Source organism: Amycolatopsis sp. Poz14, from assembly GCF_006704225.1.
Classification (GTDB): Bacteria; Actinomycetota; Actinomycetes; order Mycobacteriales; family Pseudonocardiaceae; genus Amycolatopsis; species Amycolatopsis nivea.
The window spans coordinates 7,397,223-7,416,734 of sequence record NZ_JACLHD010000001.1 but is presented as its reverse complement, the minus strand read 5'-3'; the positions used below and the strand labels follow the sequence as shown (position 1 = coordinate 7,416,734).

17 protein-coding genes are annotated in these 19,512 nt (G+C 69.2%); 6 read left to right on the top strand and 11 right to left on the bottom strand.

The window, feature by feature from the left end:
• The first annotated feature begins 245 nt into the window (after positions 1-245).
• On the top strand, positions 246-971 hold the full coding sequence (locus tag FKO37_RS34445; RefSeq protein ID WP_238607237.1) for a sulfite exporter TauE/SafE family protein: 726 nt from the start codon (positions 246-248) through the stop codon (positions 969-971).
• Positions 972-1,006: 35 nt separating this feature from the next.
• Here FKO37_RS34445 and FKO37_RS34440 read toward each other — a convergent pair whose 3' ends face one another.
• From FKO37_RS34440 to FKO37_RS34410, 7 genes are read right to left on the bottom strand one after another with little or no spacing between them, the layout of a single operon-like run.
• Complete coding sequence (locus FKO37_RS34440; protein WP_238607236.1) at positions 1,007-2,836, bottom strand: sialidase family protein; 1,830 nt, start codon at positions 2,834-2,836, stop codon at positions 1,007-1,009.
• Positions 2,833-4,839 (bottom strand): beta-galactosidase, encoded by a 2,007-nt coding sequence (locus FKO37_RS34435; RefSeq protein ID WP_238607235.1) that lies wholly within the window; start codon positions 4,837-4,839, stop codon positions 2,833-2,835. The genes FKO37_RS34440 and FKO37_RS34435 overlap by 4 nt, the downstream gene beginning before the upstream one ends.
• Positions 4,839-5,768, bottom strand: coding sequence for a dihydrodipicolinate synthase family protein (locus FKO37_RS34430; protein ID WP_043833635.1), 930 nt, complete (start codon positions 5,766-5,768; stop codon positions 4,839-4,841). The genes FKO37_RS34435 and FKO37_RS34430 overlap by 1 nt, the downstream gene beginning before the upstream one ends.
• Positions 5,765-6,730: an ABC transporter ATP-binding protein gene (locus tag FKO37_RS34425; RefSeq protein WP_043833633.1), complete on the bottom strand. Its 966-nt coding sequence runs from the start codon at positions 6,728-6,730 to the stop codon at positions 5,765-5,767. Before FKO37_RS34425 ends, FKO37_RS34430 begins: the two co-directional genes overlap by 4 nt.
• Positions 6,727-8,688, bottom strand: a complete 1,962-nt coding sequence (locus FKO37_RS34420; RefSeq protein WP_134732948.1) for a dipeptide/oligopeptide/nickel ABC transporter permease/ATP-binding protein — start codon at positions 8,686-8,688, stop codon at positions 6,727-6,729. Before FKO37_RS34420 ends, FKO37_RS34425 begins: the two co-directional genes overlap by 4 nt.
• Positions 8,688-9,647 (bottom strand): ABC transporter permease, encoded by a 960-nt coding sequence (locus FKO37_RS34415; RefSeq protein WP_037713542.1) that lies wholly within the window; start codon positions 9,645-9,647, stop codon positions 8,688-8,690. The genes FKO37_RS34420 and FKO37_RS34415 overlap by 1 nt, the downstream gene beginning before the upstream one ends.
• Positions 9,648-9,663: 16 nt before the next feature.
• Positions 9,664-11,271, bottom strand: a complete 1,608-nt coding sequence (locus FKO37_RS34410; RefSeq protein ID WP_238607234.1) for an ABC transporter substrate-binding protein — start codon at positions 11,269-11,271, stop codon at positions 9,664-9,666.
• Between the two features lie 214 nt (positions 11,272-11,485).
• On the opposite strand from FKO37_RS34410, the gene FKO37_RS34405 reads away from it, so the two are divergent.
• The 4 genes from FKO37_RS34405 to FKO37_RS34390 all read left to right on the top strand — a co-directional run bounded on the left by FKO37_RS34405 (position 11,486) and on the right by FKO37_RS34390 (position 14,680).
• Entirely contained in the window at positions 11,486-12,217 is a 732-nt protein-coding gene (locus FKO37_RS34405) for a FadR/GntR family transcriptional regulator (RefSeq protein ID WP_043833627.1), read from the top strand.
• Between the two features lie 19 nt (positions 12,218-12,236).
• On the top strand, positions 12,237-12,776 hold the full coding sequence (locus FKO37_RS34400; protein WP_134732935.1) for a GNAT family N-acetyltransferase: 540 nt from the start codon (positions 12,237-12,239) through the stop codon (positions 12,774-12,776).
• A 93-nt stretch (positions 12,777-12,869) separates the two neighbouring features.
• A complete protein-coding gene (locus FKO37_RS34395) occupies positions 12,870-13,601 on the top strand; it encodes a sugar phosphate isomerase/epimerase (RefSeq protein ID WP_238607233.1) in 732 nt (243 codons plus the stop codon).
• A complete protein-coding gene (locus tag FKO37_RS34390) occupies positions 13,598-14,680 on the top strand; it encodes a Gfo/Idh/MocA family protein (RefSeq protein WP_238607232.1) in 1,083 nt (360 codons plus the stop codon). The genes FKO37_RS34395 and FKO37_RS34390 overlap by 4 nt, the downstream gene beginning before the upstream one ends.
• Before the next feature lie 274 nt (positions 14,681-14,954).
• On the opposite strand, the gene FKO37_RS34385 is transcribed toward FKO37_RS34390, so the two are convergent.
• Positions 14,955-15,551 (bottom strand): TetR/AcrR family transcriptional regulator, encoded by a 597-nt coding sequence (locus FKO37_RS34385; protein ID WP_134663465.1) that lies wholly within the window; start codon positions 15,549-15,551, stop codon positions 14,955-14,957.
• A gap of 101 nt (positions 15,552-15,652) precedes the next feature.
• Between FKO37_RS34385 and FKO37_RS34380 the strand changes: the two genes are divergently transcribed.
• Positions 15,653-16,822, top strand: coding sequence for an MFS transporter (locus FKO37_RS34380; protein WP_134733379.1), 1,170 nt, complete (start codon positions 15,653-15,655; stop codon positions 16,820-16,822).
• Between the two features lies 1 nt (position 16,823).
• Here FKO37_RS34380 and FKO37_RS34375 read toward each other — a convergent pair whose 3' ends face one another.
• The 3 genes from FKO37_RS34375 to FKO37_RS34365 are packed head-to-tail and all read right to left on the bottom strand — an operon-like array spanning position 16,824 to position 19,377.
• Entirely contained in the window at positions 16,824-17,282 is a 459-nt protein-coding gene (locus tag FKO37_RS34375; RefSeq protein WP_238607231.1) for a hypothetical protein, read from the bottom strand.
• On the bottom strand, positions 17,279-18,688 hold the full coding sequence (locus tag FKO37_RS34370) for a sensor histidine kinase (protein WP_238607230.1): 1,410 nt from the start codon (positions 18,686-18,688) through the stop codon (positions 17,279-17,281). The genes FKO37_RS34375 and FKO37_RS34370 overlap by 4 nt, the downstream gene beginning before the upstream one ends.
• Positions 18,685-19,377 (bottom strand): response regulator transcription factor, encoded by a 693-nt coding sequence (locus FKO37_RS34365; protein WP_051172386.1) that lies wholly within the window; start codon positions 19,375-19,377, stop codon positions 18,685-18,687. The genes FKO37_RS34370 and FKO37_RS34365 overlap by 4 nt, the downstream gene beginning before the upstream one ends.
• Between the last annotated feature and the right edge of the window lie 135 nt (positions 19,378-19,512).

Here is a 19,512-nt window from a genome sequence, read left to right as displayed (position 1 = left end):
GGGAGTGGGCCGGGCGGCTCCGCGGCGGAGTGCGGAAGAGAGAGCGGCTTCCGGCGGGCGGGAGTGGGCTGCGGTTTCCGGTGGTGGACCGGGCGCGGACAAGGTGACCGCGCGGCGGAGCGCAGGCGAGAGAGCGACGTCCGGCGGGCGGGAGTGCGCCGCGATTCCCGGCGGCGGACCGGACGCGGACAAGCCGACCCCGCGGCCGAGCGCAGAAGAGAAAACGACTTCCGGAGGTGCCCGAGGTGATCGCCGCGCTCATTGTCACCGGATTGCTCGCCGGGATCGGCATCACGGCCGTCGGGCCGGGCGGGGTGCTCGCGACGGTCGGGTTGTTCGTCTTCACCTCGCTCACCCCGGCGCAGGTGGCGGGCACCGCGATCGTCACGCACGTGGCCACCGGGATCCTCGGCAGTGCCGCGTTTGTCCATTCCGGACAGTTGCGGGAACCCGGAACCCGGCGGGTGGCGGGAGTTCTCGCCGCGGCCGCGCTCGTCGGGACGCCGCTGGGGGTGCTGCTGAACTCCTGGGTGTCCACCAAGGCGTTCGGGATCGTGCTCGGCGGGTTCGCGCTTGTCGTGGCGGTGTTCGTCGGGCTGAAGGGGCGGGAGCGGGCGGTCGGGCTGCCGGTCGCGGGGGCGATCGGGGCGGGCGTCGCGGTCGTGGCGGGGCTGGTCGGCGTCGGCGGGCCGATGCTGGCGGTGCCGTTGCTGGTCGTCGCCGGGATGCCGGTGCTCGGGGCGCTCGCGGCGGCGCAGGTGCAGTCGGTGGTGATCGCCAGCGTCGGGACGCTCGGGTATGTCCTGCATGGCGCGGTCGATTGGCGGCTGGCGGCGATCGTCGGGATCCCGGAGCTGGCGGGCGTCTTGATCGGATGGCGGATCGCGCACGCGTTGCCGACCAAAACGCTCAAGGCCGCCCTCATCGCGGTGCTGGTCGGGATCGCGCCGTATCTCGCGTTGCACGGCTGAAGCCGGGTGGCAGTCACCCGGCTTCAGCCGGTGCGTTACCGGTCGAAGGGCAGTTCCATGACCGCGCCCGGGACCGGTTTCCCGGCGCGGACGGCGGTCAGGTCCGCAGTGGACAGTGCCCGTCGGAACAGGCGGCTGTCGTCCAGCGCGCCGGAGAGGTGCTGCGCGCCGTCCAGGCGCTCGCCCAGCCACAGCTGGAACGAGACGGTCTGGGTGACCGACCCGGGCGAGTCCGGACCGGACGCGGCTACCGCGCCGTCGACCAGGATGCGGAGCTGGCCGCCCGATCGTTGAAGCGCCACGTGATGCCACTTCTGATCGTCGTACGCCGACTGCGTGGTGACCGACTTGCTTCCGGCCGCGGTCGTCATCATCGCGATCAGCCGATGCGACGCGGGTTCGGCGCGGAGCCACAGCTGCGGCGCGGTGGAACCCATGCCGCCCAGCCACAGCAGCGGCTGCGGGTCCTTCGATGCGCCGTAGTTGACCCAGGTGGAGAAAGTGAAGTCGCCTGAGCCGACCAGTTGCGCCGGCGAGTACGGGACGCGGACGAAGCCGTTCTTCAGCTGGACCGCTTTGCCGAACTTGCCGGGAACCAGACTGGCGTCGCCGAGGATGCGCGCGGACTGTCTACTTGCGACGTCCGGAGTGGACACTCCCGGCGAACGCTTCCAGCCGAGGTAGTTCTCGTCGAAACGGGCGAAGCGGATCTCGTCGCGGGCGTCCACCGCGCCGCCCTCGTACATCAGGCCGATCTTCGCGTTCCGGTCCTGCGGCCCGCTGAGCTGGACCAGGTCGGAGTAACCCGACCAGTCCGTCGTGATCCGCGTGCCCTGGTCCGCGTTCTCCCACGTGCGACCGTCGTCATAGGACGAACGGATGGTCATCCAGCGGCGCCGGTCGGTGTCGGCGGGGGAGGCGAACAGGATCCGCTTGCCGCCGGGACGGTCCAGGCGCAGCAGGGAACCTTGCACCATCGGCGTCACGAGGTCGGGGATCGTGGTGAAGCGCTGGGAGAACGTCTCGCCGCCGTCCCGGCTCAACGCGTAGTCGCGGTTGCCGATGTCGGTGCCGCTTTGCTCGCGGCCCCCGGCGTAAATCGTGCCGTCCGGCAGTTCCACGACGCTGACTTCCGACGGCTTCTGCGTGAAGGTGCCGCCCACCGGATGCAGGTAGTTGTCGACAGCGCCGACATGCCAGGAGGAACCGCCGTCGTCGCTGTAGATGAGCCCGGCGTAGTTTTCGACGGAATTGGTGCCGTCACTGCGTTCGGCGTTCACTCCGAAGACGAGCCGGCCCGCGTGCTGGCCGTGCTGGAGCTGGATGCCGTGCACCGGACCCGAGGCGTACCAGGAATCCCACGCGGGCAGTTTCGCCTGCGCACTGATGTCGACCGGCGTGGACCAGGTGCGGCCGTCGTCGGTGCTGTACTGCGAATGCGGCGTGCGCGGGCACGGCACGTCGCAGCCCTTGTCGTCGGTACGCCCCTTGTTGTACGTGGTGATCAGGACGATCCGGCCGGTCTTGGTGTCCACAATGGGCACCGGGTTGCCGTGGGTGTCCCCGCCGCCGCGGTTGACCACCTGCAGTGGCGACCAGGTGGTGCCGCCGTCGGTCGAGCGCTTCAGGACCAGGTCGATGTCGCCGGTGTCACCGCAGTTGTTCTTGCGGCCCTCGGCGAAGGCCAGCAGTGTGCCGTGCGTGCTGCGGACGATCGCCGGGATGCGGAAACACGCGTATCCGGTTTCCTGATGCGGGTTGAAGAGCGCTTGCTGATCGAACTGCGGCGCGGCCTGGGCCGCACCGGCGGGAGCGAGGAAAGCCAGCAGCACGAACGCCAGCACCACGCGAAGGGCGGTTCTCATCTGGTCTCCGTTCCGAACTGTCCGGAAAGGACGGCCACGCCGTGTGCGGCCAGTTCCACTTCGGACGATGGCTGAGCGGGATCGGTGAGCAAATCGGTACCAGGGGAAGGCAGAGAGACGGTGACAGCTGCATCGTTGTGGTTGAGCAGGAACAGATAGTCGTCGACACCGTGCCGCACGATCGCCTGGACACCGTCCGGCAATCCGGGCAGCACCGGCGAAACTCCGGCCTCGGCGGTGATCCGGTCGAAGAGCGTGCGCATGACGTCCGCGTCCGGCCGGGTGCCGAGGTACCACGCGACCCCGGATCCGAACTCGTTCCGCGTGATCGCGGGACGGCCAGCCAGCGGGCCTTCGGCGAAGGTGGCGACGACGTCCGCGCCTTCGGCTTCGATCCATTCGGACCAGATCGTGGCGCCGACATGCGTGCCGTCGAGGTCGAGCGTGGTGGAACCGCCTTCGGGCAGCGGCCAGAACTCGTCGACGCGCAGGCCGAGAATGTCCCGCAGGGGCGCGGGATAGCCGCCGGTGTACACCCGGTCGTTCTCGTCGGCGATGCCGGAGAAGAACGACACCGCCAGATGTCCGCCACCCTCCACATAGGAGCGGAGATTGGCCGCGACCGCACTGTCCATCAGGTACAGATTGGGCACCACGACGAGCCGGTACCCGGACAGATCGCGCGACGGGTGCACGACGTCGCAGGTGACGTTCGCGTCGAAGAGCGGCGCGTAGTGCGCGAGGTGCGCGTCGAGCTGGCTGAGGTCGTCCGACGGATGCGAGTTCAGCTCCAGCGCCCACCAGCTGTTCCAGTCGTGCAGGACCGCGACGTCGGCCTTGACCCGGCTGTCCGCCAGCTGCGGCAGCGACGCCAGTTCCTGGCCAAGGTCGCGCACCTCGCGGAACGTCCGGGTGTCCGGACCGCCGTGCGGCACCATCGCGGAGTGGAACTTCTCGGCCCCGCCCGGAGTTTGCCGCCACTGGAAGAACAACACCGCGTCCGCGCCGCGGGCGACCGCCTGCCAGCTGCCCAGCCGCATCGTCCCCGGCGGCTTCGGGCTGTTGCGGGTGCGCCAGTTGACCGCGCTCGGCGCTTGCTCCAGCAACAGCCACGGCTGACCGTCCTTGATGGACCGGACCAGGTCGTAGGCGAAGGCCGCTTCCAGGTGCCCGCGCGGATCGTACGGGTCGGGGTAGGAGTCGAGGCTCACGATGTCCTCGTGTGGCACCCACCTGTTCCAGTCGAGCGACTTCTGCACGAGGCCGACGAAGTTCGTGGTCACCGGGACGTCCGGGGTGATCCGGGCCAGCACCTCGCGCTCGTTGAGGTAGCAGCCGAGCGACGCGTCGGAAGAGAACCGGTGGTAGTCCAGCTGGTGCGCCGGGTTCGGGAAGGTCGGCGCGACGCGCGGCGGCTGGATCTCGGCGAACTCGGAGTACCGCTGCGACCAGAAAGTCGTGCTCCAGGCGTCGTTCAACGCCTCGATGCTGCCGTAGCGTTCGGTGAGCCAGCGCCGGAAGTCCACTGCGGACTCGTCGCAATAGCAGGCGCGGATGTGGCAGCCGAATTCGTTGCCGATGTGCCACATTTCCAGCGCCGGATGCCCGGCGTACCGGGTGGCGACCTGTTCGACCAGCCGGGCGGCGTGCTCGCGGAACACCGGGCTGGACGGGCAGAACTGCTGCCGCGCACCGGCGGACAGCCGGGTGCCGTCCGCGCGCACCGGCAGGATTTCCGGATACCGGTGGGAAAGCCACGGCGGCGGTGAGGCCGTCATAGTGGCGAGACAAGCGCGGACGCCGCCGGCGGCGAGGTTGTCCATCACCGTGTCGAACCAGCCGAAATCGAATTCTCCCGGCCGCGGTTCCACCTGCGCCCAGGAGAAAATCCCGACCGTCACCATCGAAACCGATGCCTCGGCCATCAGTTTCAGGTCTTCCGCCCACACGTCGGGCGACCAATGCTCGGGGTTGTAATCCCCGCCGTAGTACAGCCGATCCATCAGAGGAGACCCGCTTCCGCTAGTTTTCCCTTGATCTGCAGCAGTTCGTCGTCGTTGAGGGGGAGTTGCGGCGGTGCCATCACCGCGTTGTCGATGAATCCGCGCATCTTCATCGACGCCTTGAACGCGCCGAGCGCGGCCGAGCCGCGGCCCATCCGGTTCGGCGGCGCCACGTCGGTGATGCTGAACAGCGTCAGCAGCCGTTCCTGCTCGCGCCGCGCGGCCTGCGGGTTGCCGCCGCGGAAGTGGTCGTAGATCAGCACATAGCCGACCGGGTCGACGTTCCCGAGCCCCGGCACCGCGCCGTCCGCGCCCTGCGCGAGCGCGGAGTCCACGAGCAGTTCGGATCCGGTGAACACGGCGAACTGCTCCAGCCCGCGTTCGCGCCGCTGCTGCAGGACCATCCGGAACCCGGCTTCGTCGCCGCTGGAGTCCTTGAGCCCGGCCAGGACGCCGTCCGCGGCCAGGTTCAGCACCATGTCGCGGTCGAGCTTCGTGTGCACGGCCACCGGGATGTCGTAGGCGAAAATCGGCAGCGACGTCCGCTCGTGCAGGAGCCGGAAATGCCGGTCGATCTCCGCGACATGCGTGCGCGTGTAGTACGGCGCGGTCACCACGATGGCGTCCGCGCCGGCCGCTTCGGCGGTCTTCACGTGCTCCGCGACGCGCAGGGTCGTCATGTCGATACAGCCGGCGAGCACCGGGACCCGCCCGGCGACCTGGTCGACCGCGGTTTCGACGGTGATCCGGCGCTGGTCGTCGGGCAGGAAGGCGACCTCGCTGGACGATCCGAGCACGAAGATCCCGTGCACGCCGGCGTCGAGCTGGACTTCGATGTGCCGCCGCAGCGACGCGGTGTCCACGGTGAAATCGTCGTGGAACGGCGTGCACAGCGGCGGGATGATGCCGGCGAACTTGGGCGCAGTCATGAGGCGGTCACTCCGGTCGTGATCTCGGGATGGATGCAGCGGTACGTGTGCTCGTCCGGCCCGGACTGCGGTGGCAAGGCGAGGGAGCACTCATCGGTGGCTTTCGGGCAGCGCGTGTGGAACGGGCAGCCGGGCGGAGGCGCGGTCGCCGACGGCACCGGTCCACTGAGGACAATCGGTTCCACCGGGTGCAGCAGGCTCGGCGTCGCCGAAAACAGCGCCCGCGTGTACGGATGATGCGCGTGGTGCGGCAGTTCCGCGGCCGGGGCCTGTTCGACGATCCGGCCGAGGTACATCGTCACGATGCGGTCGCTCATCCGGCGCACGGTCTGGATGTCGTGCGACACGAAGACCATCGCCAGTTCGAGCTGTTCGCGCAGTTCCAGCAACAGGTTCAGGATCTGCGCGCGCACCGAAACGTCCAAAGCGGACGTCGGTTCGTCGGCCACCAGCAACGCCGGCCGCAAGGCGAGCGCGCGGGCGATCGCCACGCGCTGCCGCTGTCCGCCGGACAGCTGCGACGGCAGCGCGTCGGCCACACTGGACGGCAGACCGACGAGGTTCATCAGCTCCCGGACCCGTTCGGCGCGCTCCTCGGCCGTGCCGATCTGGTGCACGTCGAGCGGGTCGCGGAGGATCTTCGAGACGGGCAGCCGCCGGTTCAGCGCGGTCGACGGGTCCTGGAAGATCATGCCGACCGTGCGGCCCAGTTCGGCCGGACGCAACGCGGACAGCGGCTTCCCGTCATAGCGCACAGTGCCGGAGGTTGGCTTCTGAAGCCCGACCAGCACTTTGGCCAAAGTGGACTTTCCGCAGCCGGATTCCCCGACTACGCCGACGGTTTCGCCCTTCGCGATGGCGAGGGTCGCGTCGGTGAGCGCGTAGACCCGGTCGTGTCCGAACAATCCGGACCCGCGGATCTTGTGCACCACATGCACGCCGTCGACCTCGACGAGGCTCATGCTTGCGCTCCTTCTGCCAAGGCCACCACGGGACTTTCGGCGGGGTAGTGGCAAGCCACGAGATGCCCGTTGCCCGAAGGCTCAGGCGCGACCTCGAAGCAGTGCCCGCGAGCGGCGGGACACCGGCTCGCGAACCGGCAGCCGGGCGGGAAGTCCGCCGGTGCGGGCACGACGCCCTTGATCTGGGTGAGCTTCGCTTCGTTCTCCTCCAGCGACAGCACCGCGCTGAGCAGGCCGCGCGTGTAGTGGTGCCGCGGCGCGCCGACGACAGCCGCGGTAGCGCCGGTCTCGGCGACCTGCCCGCCGTACATCACCACAACGCGGTCGGCGATGTCGGATACCAGCGCGAGGTCGTGTGATACCAGCACCAGCGCGAAGCCCAGTTCCTCCTGCAACCGCAGCAAAAGCGCCATGATCTGCGCCTGCACGGTCACGTCGAGCGCCGTCGTCGGCTCGTCGGCCACGATCAGCTTTGGGCTGCGCGACAGCGCCATCGCGATGAGCACACGCTGCCGCTGCCCGCCGGAAAGCTCGTGCGGATACGCCCGCAGCGTCCGGCCGGGATCGAGGTTGACCAGTTCGAGCAGCTCTTCCGGCGTGCGCGTGCCGCCGCGCCGGGTGAACTGCTTGAGCTGCGCGCGGATCGTCATCGCCGGGTTCAGCGAGCTGAGCGCGTCCTGATAGACCATCGCCAGGTCGTGCCCGAGGTGCCGGCGGCGGACGTTCGGCTTCATGGTCAGCAGGTCGTCGCCCGCGAACCGGATCTCGCCGCTGAGCCTCGCGGCGTCCGGCTGCAGGCCCATGATCGACAGCGCGGTCAGCGATTTCCCGCAGCCCGATTCGCCGATCAGCCCCAGCACCTCGCCGGAACGGACCGAAAAGGACACTCCGTCGACGACGTTGACGCCGCTGTGCCGGTCCGGGAACGAGATCGCGAGATTCTCCACCGCCAGCACGGTTTCCCGGCCGGACAGATCCCTCGCCTTCGCCGCCAGCCGTTGCCCGGCTTCGCGCAGACCGCGCAGCGGCAGCACTGCCGGAACCGTTTCGGGGGCCAGTTCGATCTGCTGCGCCGCCTCGGCCGCCTTCGCGGTGCGGGCCGACGGCGCGGCCCAAGCGTCGGAGATCCCCTCGGAGAGGATGTTCAGCGCCAGCACCGTCGCCAGGATCAGCAGGCCGGGGAACAGCGTCGCCCACCAGCCGCCGGTCAGCACGAGGTCCTTGCCGTCCGACAGCACCGAACCCCACGACGGATCGGGCGGCTGGATGCCCGCCCCGATGAACGACAGCGACGCCTCGAACACGATCGCGTCCGCCACGGTCACCGTGCAGTACACGAGGATCGGCGCGGCGCAGTTGACCGCGACGTGCCGGGCGAGGATGAACAGCCGTTTCGCGCCGATCACCCGCTCCGCCGCGACGTAGTCCTCGCCGTACTGCGCGAGCACGTTCGCCCGCACCACCCGCGCCACCGGAGCCATGTTGAGGAAGCCGATGGCGAGGATCAGCACCAGGATGCCGCGCCCGAACACCGCCACCAGCACCGCGGCGAGCGCGATGCCGGGGAAGGCCATCAGGACGTCGAGGACCCGCATGACCAGGCCGTCGGCCCGGCGGCCGGACGTCGCCGCGAACGAGCCGACGACGACGCCCGCGACCAGCGCCAGCAGCGTCGCGCCGAGACCGATCGCGAGCGACCAGCGGGTCCCCGCGACGAGCCGGGAGAAGATGTCGCGGCCGGACTGGTCGGTGCCGAACCAGTGCGCCGCGCTGGGCCCGCCGGTGTCGGTGCTGAGCAGGTCCGGATTGTGCGTGGCCACGACGGTGCCGAGGACCGCGACGAGCCCGAGCACGATCAGCACGCCCAGCGCGATCCACGAGGACAGGGGAAGCCGCCGGAACCGGACGCCGGGCCGGGACAGCCGGGCGGTCAGGTTCGGGCGGAGGACCGGGCGCATCACGAGCGGCTCCGCAGACGGGGGTTGGCGACGAGGTAGAGCACGTCGACGATCAGGTTCACGAGCACGAACCCGGCCGCGATGGTGATCACGAAGCCCTGCACCTTGGCGGTGTCGCCGTCTTGCACGGCCTGGATCATGTTCTGGCCCATGCCGGGCAGCGCGAACATCGTCTCGATCACCACCGCGCCGCCGAGCAGGTAGCCGACCCGCAGGCCGAGCACGGTCAGCGGGTTGACCAGGGCGTTGCGCAGCACGTTCCGCCCGACCACGACGACCGGCGGCAGCCCGCCGCCGCGTGCGGTGCGCACGTAGTCCTTGTCGAGTTCCTCGACCATCGACGTCCGGATCACCCGGGTCAGCTGCGCGGCGACCGGCGCGGCCAGCGCGATCGCGGGCAGCGTCAGCGAGTTCAGCCAGCCGGAGAACGAATCCGCCGGGCTGACGTAGCCGCTGGTGGGGAACAGGCCCTTGCCGACCGCCAGCCACTGCACCAGCAGCAGCGCGATCCAGAACGCCGGGGCGGCGACGCCGGCGAGCGTCACGAACCGGATCAGGTGGTCCGGCCAGCGGCCGCGGAACAGCGCCGAGGTCACGCCGAGCACGACCGAGACGACGAGCGCCAGCGCCAGGCCGAGCAGGGTCAGCTGCACGGTGAGCGGGAGCGCGGTGGCGATGGTCTGGCCCACCGGCTCCTTGGTGATCACGCTCGTCCCGAAGTCGCCCTGCAGCAGATGCCACACGAAGTGCACGTACTGCAGCGGCAACGGGTCGAGCAGGCCGTTCTGCTCACGGAACTGCTGGAGCTGATCAGCGGTGGCGTTGGCTCCGTTGAACGCGGCCATCGCCGGGTCGACCGGCGAGAACCGCATCACGATGAACACGAACAGGATCACGCCGAGCAGCAGCGGGATCAGGGCGAGGATGCGGCCGGCCAGCATCCGCACGACGACTGTCACTTCGCGGGTCTCCTTGTCAGACCGGTTTGGCCTGGTTGAGGTAGATGCCCGGGTATCCCTGGGCGCGGACGCCGCTGATCGCCTTCGGGTCCCACGCGGTCCCCATCTGCGTGAAGACGATCGGGTAGATCACCGCCTGCTCGGAAATCTGGTCGAGCAACTGCTTGTACAGCCCGCCGCGCTTCGTCTCGTCGGTTTCCGCGGCGGCCTTGTCCTGCAACGCCAGCAACGCGTTGGTGTCGTCGCCGTTCCAGCGCGCGTACTTCGTCATGAGCACCGATTGCGCGTCGTAGTAATAGCGGATGAGCAGGTCCGGGTCGTTGCCGAACTGCAGCGGGTTGTTCGTGGTGGCCACGACCTGGAAGTCGTCGCCGTTGTCCAGTTTGGAGAACAGCGCCTTGGTGTCCTGGGAGTCCAAAGTGGTCTGCACGCCGATCGCGTCCCAGCCCTCCTTGATCACTTTGACGCAGTCGAGCACCAGCGAAGTGTTCGTTGTGGACAGCGAGATCTTCAAGCTGCTCACGCCCGCTTCGGCGAGCAGCTGCTTCGCCTTTTCCGGGTTGAACTCGAAACTCTGCGACGCGGGCTGCGAACCGGGCAGCTTGGGGTTGATGAACGACGTGCCCGCGGTTCCGGTGCCGCGCAAGCCGATCTCGATCATCTTCTTCTTGTCGATCGCGTAATGCAGCGCCTGGCGGACCCGCTTGTCGGCGAACGGCGAGTGCTTGGTGTTGAAAAGCAGGAACAGGTTGTTGCCGCCGTCGGCGAATTCGACCGTGCGGCCCGCCTTGCGGAGCTGCTCGGCGTTGGCGGGCGGGATGTTCTCCGCGATCTGCGCGTCCGGCTTGGCCCCGGAGATCGCCGCGACCCTCGGCGCGGAATCCACAATGGACTTCCAGAGCATCTTGTCGTACGCGGCCGGGCGCGGGCCGTTGTAGTCCGCGAACTTCTCGAACGAGGTGTGCGAGAGCGGCGCCTGCTCGGTGATCTTGTACGGTCCGGAGCCGACGACCTTGCCCGCGGCGGCGGCCTTCCAGTTGTTCTCGAACACGTGCTTGGGCACGATCTTGCAGATCTGGATCCGCTGCAGCGCGTACGGGAACGCGAACTTCAGCTTGAACTCCACTGTCTTCGCGTCGACCTTCGTGACCGACTCCAGCCACTGCGCGAAGAAGCTGTGGATGAGCACGTTTTCTTTCGGGTCGAGCACACGGGCGTAGGTGAACACCACGTCGTCCGCGGTCACCGGCTTCCCGTCGTGCCACTTCGCGCCGTCGCGCAGTTCGAAGCGCAGCGTGGTGCTCTTGAGGTCGGCAGGCAGCGCCTTGGCCAGGCCGGGGAACGGTTCCCGGGTGACCGGATCGCCTTCGACGAGCGATTCGTAGCTGTGCAGGATCGCCGCCATCGCGAACGCCGACGCGGTCTGCAGCGGGTCCCAGGTCTGGTTGTTGCCGTACCCGATCACCGCGGTGACGGAACCGGACGAACTGCCGGTCTTGTTGGTCGACGCGGGGCCGCCGCACGCGGCGAGCGTCGACGAAACCGCTGCGGCGGCCCCGGCGAGGCCGGCGTAGCGCAGCAGTGCGCGCCGGTTGAACTGAGTCCCCATGGCGGTTCGGGACATGGCGTCTCCTGACTTGATGCGGTGTTCCACCCAGAAAGCATCGAGAAGTAGGACGTGGGACGTCCTATGACTTGCCGGAACCCTAAGTCCCGTTCCCGCCCCGGTCAAGAGGCTTGTTCCCACCCGCGCGGGTGCAGCGGCGCGAGCCGATCATGACGTAGGATGTCCTCCGATGGCGACGTGCCAGTGCAAGAAAGACATCCGGGAGACACGTGTGGCGCGCCCGCAACGCAGTGAAGAGATCACCAAGCAGATCATCGACCTGATCGTCGACCGGCAGCTGCCGACCGGCGCGCCGATGCCGACCGAACTGAGCCTCGCCGAGGACATCGGGGTCAGCCGGAATTCGATCCGGGAGGCGGTGAAGGCGCTGCAGGCGCTCGGCATCGTCGAGGTCCGGCACGGGTACGGCACGTTCGTCGGCTCGGCGGGGTCGGAGGCGCTGCAGACGTGGCTGCTCTTCCGCACGCGCAGCCGCGGCAGCACCGACGCCGGACGGCTGCGCGACCTGCTCGAGGTCCGCGAGATGATCGAAACGGAGCTGACCAGCCGGGTCGCGCGCGACCACCGGCCGGAGCTGATCGGGGAACTGCAGGCGTGCGTGGCGCGGATGCGCCGCAAGGGGCCGGACGCGGCGGTGGCCGACCGCGAATTCCACGACCTCATCTGCGCCGAGGCGGGGTTCGACCTGGCGCGCGAGCTGACCGGCTTGTTCTGGGACGTCTACCGGGCCGCGGAAGGCGAAATGGGCGGGCCGGTTTCGTCCGCTCCGGCCACCGCGAAACGACACCAGGCGATCGTGGACGCGCTCGTGAGCGGCGACGCGGAGGCGGCCGCGCACGCGGTGCACCGGCATTTCGACGAGGTGCGCAAGCGCGCGAAAGCCGGTCGCTACGGCGGCTTCGGGGAGGCGCGGCCCGCGGTTTCCGGTTCGGCCGCCAGCTGAGTGTGGTTAGGCTGGACAGGTGACGACTCCGGAGATCGCCTTCCTGCCGCCGTCCGCCGCCGAGGACGCCGCGCTGGTGGCCTTGCTGACCGATCTGGTGAACACCGTCTACGCGAAGGCCGAGGCGGGATTGTGGGCCGGTTCGGCCGATCGGACCAATGCCGCGGAGATGGCCGGGCTGGTTCGCTCGGGGGAAATCGCGGTCGCCCGGATCGACGGGGCCGTGGTGGGCTCGGTCCGGATCCAGCGGCTGGCTGAGGACCTCGGGGAGTTCGGTCTGCTCGCTGCCTCGCCGGAGGTGCGCGGCGCTGGGATCGGGCGGGAGCTGGTCCGGTTCGCGGAGAGGCATTGCCGGGCCGAGGGGTGCACGCGGATGCAGCTCGAGCTGCTGGTGCCGCGGGAGTGGACGCATCCGTCCAAGGAGTTCCTCGCGCAGTGGTACGGCCGGCTGGGGTACCGGGTGGTGGAGACGTCGACGATCGACGGGCCGCATCCGGAGCTGGCTCCGCTGCTGGCCACTCCGTGCGATTTTCTGATCTGGCACAAGGAACTCGGCTGATCTTGGCGCGGGATTTCCGTCCGGTTTTGTCCTGGTGTCAATTCTGACCAGGTGGTAGGAATTGGCGAAAGCCCTCTACCTCTGGGAGTTGGCATGGGTGGACCTTCGGTGCAGCTCTACTCGGTGCGCGACGCGTTCGCGGCCGATCCGGACGAGACGTTGCGGCGGCTGGCTGCGATCGGGTTCGGCAGCGTGGAGCCGTACGGGGTGGTGGAGAACGTCGAGGCGCTTCGTGCGGGGCTGGCCGCGCACGGGTTGAGCGCGCCGACCGCACACGCCGCGTTGGTCGGGAAGGATCTGGACGCGGTGTTCGCGGCGGCTCGGGAATTGGGGATCGAAGTCGTCATCGAACCGATGATTCCGGCGGCGCAGTGGCAGAATTCAGCGGATATCGTTGCCGCTGCGGAAGCGCTCAATGCCGCGGCGAAGGTCGCGGCGGGATACGGCGTCCGGGTCGGGTACCACAATCATTGGTGGGAGCTGGAATCGCGGATCGACGGGCGCAGCGCGTTGGAGGTCTTCGCGGATCGGCTTGACCCGGAGGTCGTGCTGGAGGTCGACGCCTACTGGGCCACGGCGGGCGGCGAGGACGCGCCCGCGTTGCTGCATCGGCTGGGGGAGCGGGTGCGCGCGATTCACGTGAAGGACGGGTCGCTGGCGGTCGATGCTTCCGGGCAGGTGCCCGCGGGGCAGGGGCGGGTGCCGCTGGAGGATGTGCTCGCGGCGGCTCCGGAGGCGTTGCGGGTGGTGGAGTTCGATCGGCATGAGGATGTTTTCGGCGGTATCGCGGAGAGTTTCGCTTATCTCGCTGGGGTGGGGAAGTGACGGTCGGGGTCGGGGTCGTCGGGGCTGGGTTTATCAGTGACACCTATTTGGAGAATTTGACAGCGTTTCCGGATCTGCGGGTGGTGGGGGTCGCTGATCTCGATTTATCCCGGGCTCGGGGGCAGGCGGCGAAATACGGGGTTCCTTGGAGCGGGTCGATGGCGGATCTGCTCGCGTTGCCGGATGTCGAGATCGTCGTGAATCTGACTGTGCCCGCGGTGCATGTCGAGGTGAGTCTCGCGGCGGTGGAGGCGGGGAAGCACGTTTGGTCGGAGAAGCCGATCGGGGTTGATCGGCCGACGGTGCGGAAACTTCTCGACCGGGCGCGGGAAAAGGGCGTGCGGGTGGCTGGGGCGCCGGACACCCTTCTGGGGGCTGGGCACCAGACCGCGCTTCGTGCGCTCGGCCGGATCGGGGTTCCTGTTGCGGCGCTGGCGTTGTTTCAGACGCCTGGGCCGGAGAGCTGGCATCCCGCGCCGGAGTTTTTGTTTCAGGCCGGGGGCGGGCCGTTGCTGGATATCGGGCCTTATTACTTGACGCAGCTGGTGCAGGTTTTTGGGGCGGTGCGGAAGGTTACCGGGGTTGGGGGGAAGGGGCGGGAGACTCGGGTGATTGGGGCTGGGCCTCGGGCTGGGGTTGAGTTTGCGGTTACTGTGCCTACTACGGTTAGTGCGTTGATCGAGTTTGCGCGCGGGGGGTGTGCGCAGGTTTTGTTGTCTTTTGATTCTGCGTTGCGGCGGACTGGGGTTGTTGAGGTTTCTGGTTCGTTGGGGACTGCGGTTTTGCCGGATCCTAATCGGTTTGACGGTTCTGCTGTGGTGCATGTGGGTGGGGAGTCTGAGGAACTTGTCGCGGTGGGGCATTCGGGTTCTCGGGGTACGGGGGTGCTTGATTTGGCTCGGTCGGTTCGGGCTGGGGTGGGGGAGAGGGCTTCCGGGGAGATGGCTTATCACGTGCTGGATGTGATGGTGGCTGTTGAGGAGTCCATGGAGCTTGGGGTGGGGGTTGAGGTCTCCAGTCGGGTGGAGCCGGGGGAGCTGTTGCCCGTTGAGTGGGATCCGTTTTCGCGGACGTTGTGAACGGCTCGTCGCCTGGCGGCGACATCGCTTGTGCGTGCGTGGGGCACCCCGAAGCTTGATTGTGCTGACGGTCTGGGGGTGCTTGTCAAGGCGGGAAAGATGCCTTGACAAGCACCCCCAGACCGCAGATGAGCTTCGTATCGGGGTGCGGGGGAGGGGCTGGGTGCCTCGCTCGTTGGGTGCATCGGTGCAGGGGGTGGGGCTGGGTGCCTCGATCGTGGGTGCACCGGCTGCGGTTTTTGTGCGGTGTTTGGGCTGATCGTGGTGTTTTGCTTTAGTTCGGGAACAGGGGGACGGTCAGGAGAGTTTGCAGAGAGAGGCGGAGGGAACCGACTGCATCTACTTGCGTGGGGGTGGTGAGCCACTGGACCTGGAGGCCGTCCATCAGTGCGATGAAGGTGAGTGCCGCCAAGTCCGGGTCCGTGCCGGGGCGCAGCTCGCCTGTTTCGGCGAGCGCGCGGAACGACTGGGCGATGCTCTCGCGGGCCTCGCGGTAATGGCGGGCGAAGTAGGCGTGTGCGGGGTGGTCTTCCGACACGGCTTCGGCGGCGAGGCGGGAGTACACCTCGACGATGCCCCGGTGGCGGATGTTGTATTCGGCCAGCGCGATGAAGCGGCGCAGGACTTCCAGGCCGGGCGGGGCGGAGAGTTGTTCCCGGACGGCGTCCTCGGCGTCGCGGCGTTCCAGGACTGCCGCGAGCAGTGCTTCCTTCGTCGGGAAGTGGTACAGCAAGCCGGCGTGGGTGATGCCTGCTCGTTTGGCTATTTCCCGCAGCGACGCACCGTGGTAGCCGGCCTCGCCGTACACCGCGGCGGCCGCCGACACGATGTCGTCCCGGCGGATTCTGCCCTTCAGGTAGCCCTCGCTCACGGGGCGGCGATCGGTTCGGCTTCCACCCGCCCATCATGCCCCAGCGCGTCCCGCACCCGTGTTCCTGACTGGACCCGACCCCCGAAGAGGAGCCGAGCCCGATGACCGAGCTTTCCCCGCCCCCGGTGCTGCCCCGCGCGGCGCGCGTCGGCACCTGGATCGTGTTCGCCCTGTGCGGGTTCGCGGTCGGCATGTGGGTGGTGCACATCCCGGTGATCGAGCGCGCGACCGGCGTCTCGCACACCGCGCTCGGGGCGCTGCTGCTCGTGCTCGGCGGATCGGCGCTGATCGGGATGCAGGTCACCGGCCCGCTCGCGGACCGGTTCGGGCATCCGCGGGTGGTGTCCGTCGCGGGGGTGCTCGTCGGGGTCGCGGTGGTGCTGCCGGGGTTCGCGGCGAACTGGTGGACGCTCGGGCTCGCGCTCGCGGCGTTCGGGTTCTTCAACGGCTCCCTCGACGTCGCGATGAACGCGCACGCGGTAGTCGTCGAACGCGCTTATCCGCGGCCGATCATGGCCGCCTTCCACGCGATGTGGTCGATCGGCGGTGCGATCGCGGCCGTCGTCGGCGCGGCGGTGCTTGGCGCGGGAGTGCCGACGCTCGTGTCGCTCGGCGGTACCGGAGTCCTGTGCATCGTGGTTTCGCTGGTGGTCCGCCGGTACTTGCTCGACTCGTCGGAGGAGACCGCCGAAGAAACCACCGAGGAAGCCAAACCGGCCCGCACCCCGATGCGCGTGGTGTGGCTGCTCGGTCTGCTGGCTTTCGCGCTGATGCTGTCCGAGGGCGTCGCGAACGACTGGGCCGCGCTGTATCTCCGGGACGGGCTGGGGACGTCCGAAAGCACCGCCGCCCTGGCTTACGGTTCGTTCGCGGTGGCGATGACCGTCGGCCGGTTCGCGACCGACCGGGTCGCCGCGCTGGCCGGACCGGTCGCGGTGGTCCGTTACGGCAGCGGGCTCGCCGCGCTGGGACTGGCGATCGCGTCGCTCGCGCCGTGGGTGCCGCTGTCGTTGTGCGGCTGGGCGTTGTTCGGGCTCGGGCTGTCCGGGGGCGTCCCTCAGCTGTTCACCGCGGCGGGCAACCTGGACAAACGCGCGTCCGGGGCGCTGATGGCGCGGGTGGTCGGCGTCGGCTACGTCGGACTGCTGGCCGGCCCGGCGATCATCGGCGGACTGGCGCACTGGGTGCCGCTGAACGTCGCGTTCCTGCTTCCGCTGGCATTGTGCCTGGTGGCGGTGGTGTTCGCGTCCGCGATGAAGCCCCGCGGCTGAGTCATCCGCCGCAGGCCCGCGGCTCCAGCGCCTGGCCCCCGCCGGACAGCGCGACCGTTCCGGACTCCCCGCCCCCGCCTGCCGCGACCACCGTGCACACGATCTGCGCGACCGCGTTCGGCGACAGTTCCCGGACGTTCACGCCGATCTCCGCGTCCGAGACCCCGATGGCGATCGGTTCGAACGACGGCGGAAGCTCCGTCGTGTAACCGCTGGCCCGTTCGTCCTCGTCCGGCCCTCGCTCCAGCGCGCGGACCCGGTCCGCGGCCACGTCGCCGATACCGGTGCGCACCACCGGAACGACCTTGCCGTTCAGCACGAAATACACCGTCGCCGTGTGCGCGTTGTTCCCGTTCGGCGGACCGCTGGGCGCGTTCTCCCCGGGGATCACCCCGCTGGGCCGCACCCCGCAGCCGCTCGCCAGCACCAAGACCGCGAGCAGCGCCAGCCACCGTTTCACCGTCGCACCTCCCGAGGCAGCCGCAAGGTGAACACCGCGCCGCCTTCGGGCCGGTTGCCCGCGGTCAGTTCCCCGTGGTGCAGCCGCGCGTTTTCCCAGGCGATCGCGAGCCCGAGCCCGCTCCCTTCCGACCGGCTGCGAGCGGTGTCCGCCTTGTAGAACCGGGAAAACACGTGCGGAAGCACCTCCTCGTCCAAGCCGGAGCCGGAATCCTCGACGGTGAGCGTGACCCCCGCCTGGTCGCCCCGCAACCGCACGGTCACCGGCTCCGCGCCGTGCCGCAACGCGTTCCCGACGAGGTTGGCCACGATGACGTCGAGCCGGCGCGGATCGACCCGGGCCCGGATTCCTTCCGGCATATCCGTCTCCACGGCGAAGCCCCGCGCTCGCAGTGTCGCCCGAACCGCCTCGGCCACGTCGACGTCGTCCACCTCGAGCGAAGCGGTGCCGGAGTCGAAACGGGTGACCTCGATCAGGTCGTTCACCAGCCGCGTCAGGTTGTGGGTTTCTTGGCTGACCAGCCGCACCGCCTCGCCCGCAGCGTCCGGCAGCCGCTTCGCTTCGGCATCGAGCATGTCGGTGACCGCGGTCATCGCGGCGAGTGGCGTGCGCAGTTCGTGTGACACGTCGGCGACGAACCGTCGTGCGTCGGCTTCCATCCGGCGCAGTTCGCCGACGTGGCGTTGCAGCGAGTCGGCGGTCGCGTTGAACGTCTCGGCGACGCTCGCCAGTTCATCACTGCCGCGGACAGCGATGCGGGCGTCGAGGTCGCCCGCGCCGAGCCTGCGCGCCGCGCGTTGCAGCTCGCCGACCGGCCGCAACACGCTGCCTGCGGCCAGCACGGCGAGGATCAACGCCACCACCAGCGCGGCCCCGCCGGCGAGCCACGCGTCCCTGGCCAGGCGGTTCACCGCGTCGATTTCCGCGTCGAGATTGCGCAGTTCGTAGATCTCGATGCCGGACGGGATCGTCGGATTCCGCCGGTCGCCGGTCGAGATCAGCAACGGCGAGCCCAGCAGCAGCTGTGTCACGCCGCCGACGTCCACGCGCTGCCACGCGACCCGCCCGGACCGCACGACCGCCCGCAGTTCCGGCGTGATCACCGAGGCGGGCATGTCGCCCGCGCTGTGGCCGCCGCTCGTCACCAGCGCGGCCGTTTTCCGGCCGTTCAGCCGGTCGGCGACCGATTGCAGCGCGCTCGTGTCCACCGGCTGCCGGGGGAGCGGGTACAGCTGCTTGAGCTGGTTCGTCATCTCGGTGGCGGCGTTGTCCTGGGTGCGCTGCAGGATCCCGTTCCTCGCCTGCACGTAGCCGATCCCGGCGACGGCCATCGCGGTGAACACGCTCAGCAGCGCGAACGCCACCAGCAGCCGGGTGCGCAGCCCGCGCAGCCGCCAGCCGGTCACAGCGGCCCGAAGCGATAGCCGAAACCGCGCAGGGTCTGGACGTACACCGGTTTCGCCGGGTCGTCCTCGATCTTCGCGCGCAGCCGCTGCACGCACGCGTCGACGAGCCGCGAATCGCCGAGATAGCCCTGGTCCCACACGGATTCGAGCAGCTGCTGACGGCTCAGCACGCGCCCGGGCGCCGACGACAGTTCCAGCAGCAGCCTCAGTTCGGTCGGCGCGAGCCCGATCACCGTGCCGTGCTTGCTGACCACGAGGCCTTCACGGTCGATCGTCAGGTCGCCGTGCCGTTCCGGACCCGGTTTCGCGTCCGCACTGCGCGGTTCGCCGCCGGTCCGGCGCAGCACCGCGCGGATGCGCGCCTCCAGCACCCGGGCCTGCGCGGGTTTGACGACGTAGTCGTCGGCTCCGGCTTCGAGCCCGGCCACCACGTCGATGTCGTCGTTGCGGGCGGTGAGCATGATGATCGGCAGGTCGCCGGCGGCGCGGATGCGGCGGCAGACCTCGAAGCCGTCCATCCCGGGCAGCATGAGGTCGAGGACCACGACGTCGGCCGGGTCCCCGGCGAGCCGGGCGAGGCCTTCCTCGCCGGTCTCCACCGCGTCGACCGTGTGGCCCTGGTAGGTCAGGGCCAGCCGCAGGCCGTCGCGCACGGCCTGGTCGTCTTCGATCAGCAGCACCCTCGGCATGTCTCCCACTATCGCAGTCCGCCCGTCCGGCCGCCCGGACAGTCCACAGCGGACGGCCGGAGCCCAGCCTGCCCGGCCCGGATCCCCGCGTGGTGCGTGCCGTGTCATCGTTCGGTAACAGCGCCGCCGCGGCGA

Excerpts from the sequence above, each read along its gene's own strand:
- FKO37_RS34395 (WP_238607233.1), top strand. The coding sequence starts at position 12,870 with ATGGGTGGACCTTCGGTGCAGCTCTACTCGGTGCGCGACGCGTTCGCG.
- FKO37_RS34380 (WP_134733379.1), top strand. The coding sequence starts at position 15,653 with ATGACCGAGCTTTCCCCGCCCCCGGTGCTGCCCCGCGCGGCGCGCGTC.
- FKO37_RS34410 (WP_238607234.1), bottom strand. The coding sequence starts at position 11,271 with ATGTCCCGAACCGCCATGGGGACTCAGTTCAACCGGCGCGCACTGCTG.
- FKO37_RS34435 (WP_238607235.1), bottom strand. The coding sequence starts at position 4,839 with ATGGATCGGCTGTACTACGGCGGGGATTACAACCCCGAGCATTGGTCG.
- FKO37_RS34420 (WP_134732948.1), bottom strand. The coding sequence starts at position 8,688 with ATGCGCCCGGTCCTCCGCCCGAACCTGACCGCCCGGCTGTCCCGGCCC.
- FKO37_RS34425 (WP_043833633.1), bottom strand. The coding sequence starts at position 6,730 with ATGAGCCTCGTCGAGGTCGACGGCGTGCATGTGGTGCACAAGATCCGC.
- FKO37_RS34440 (WP_238607236.1), bottom strand. The coding sequence starts at position 2,836 with ATGAGAACCGCCCTTCGCGTGGTGCTGGCGTTCGTGCTGCTGGCTTTC.
- FKO37_RS34430 (WP_043833635.1), bottom strand. The coding sequence starts at position 5,768 with ATGACTGCGCCCAAGTTCGCCGGCATCATCCCGCCGCTGTGCACGCCG.
- FKO37_RS34365 (WP_051172386.1), bottom strand. The coding sequence starts at position 19,377 with ATGCCGAGGGTGCTGCTGATCGAAGACGACCAGGCCGTGCGCGACGGC.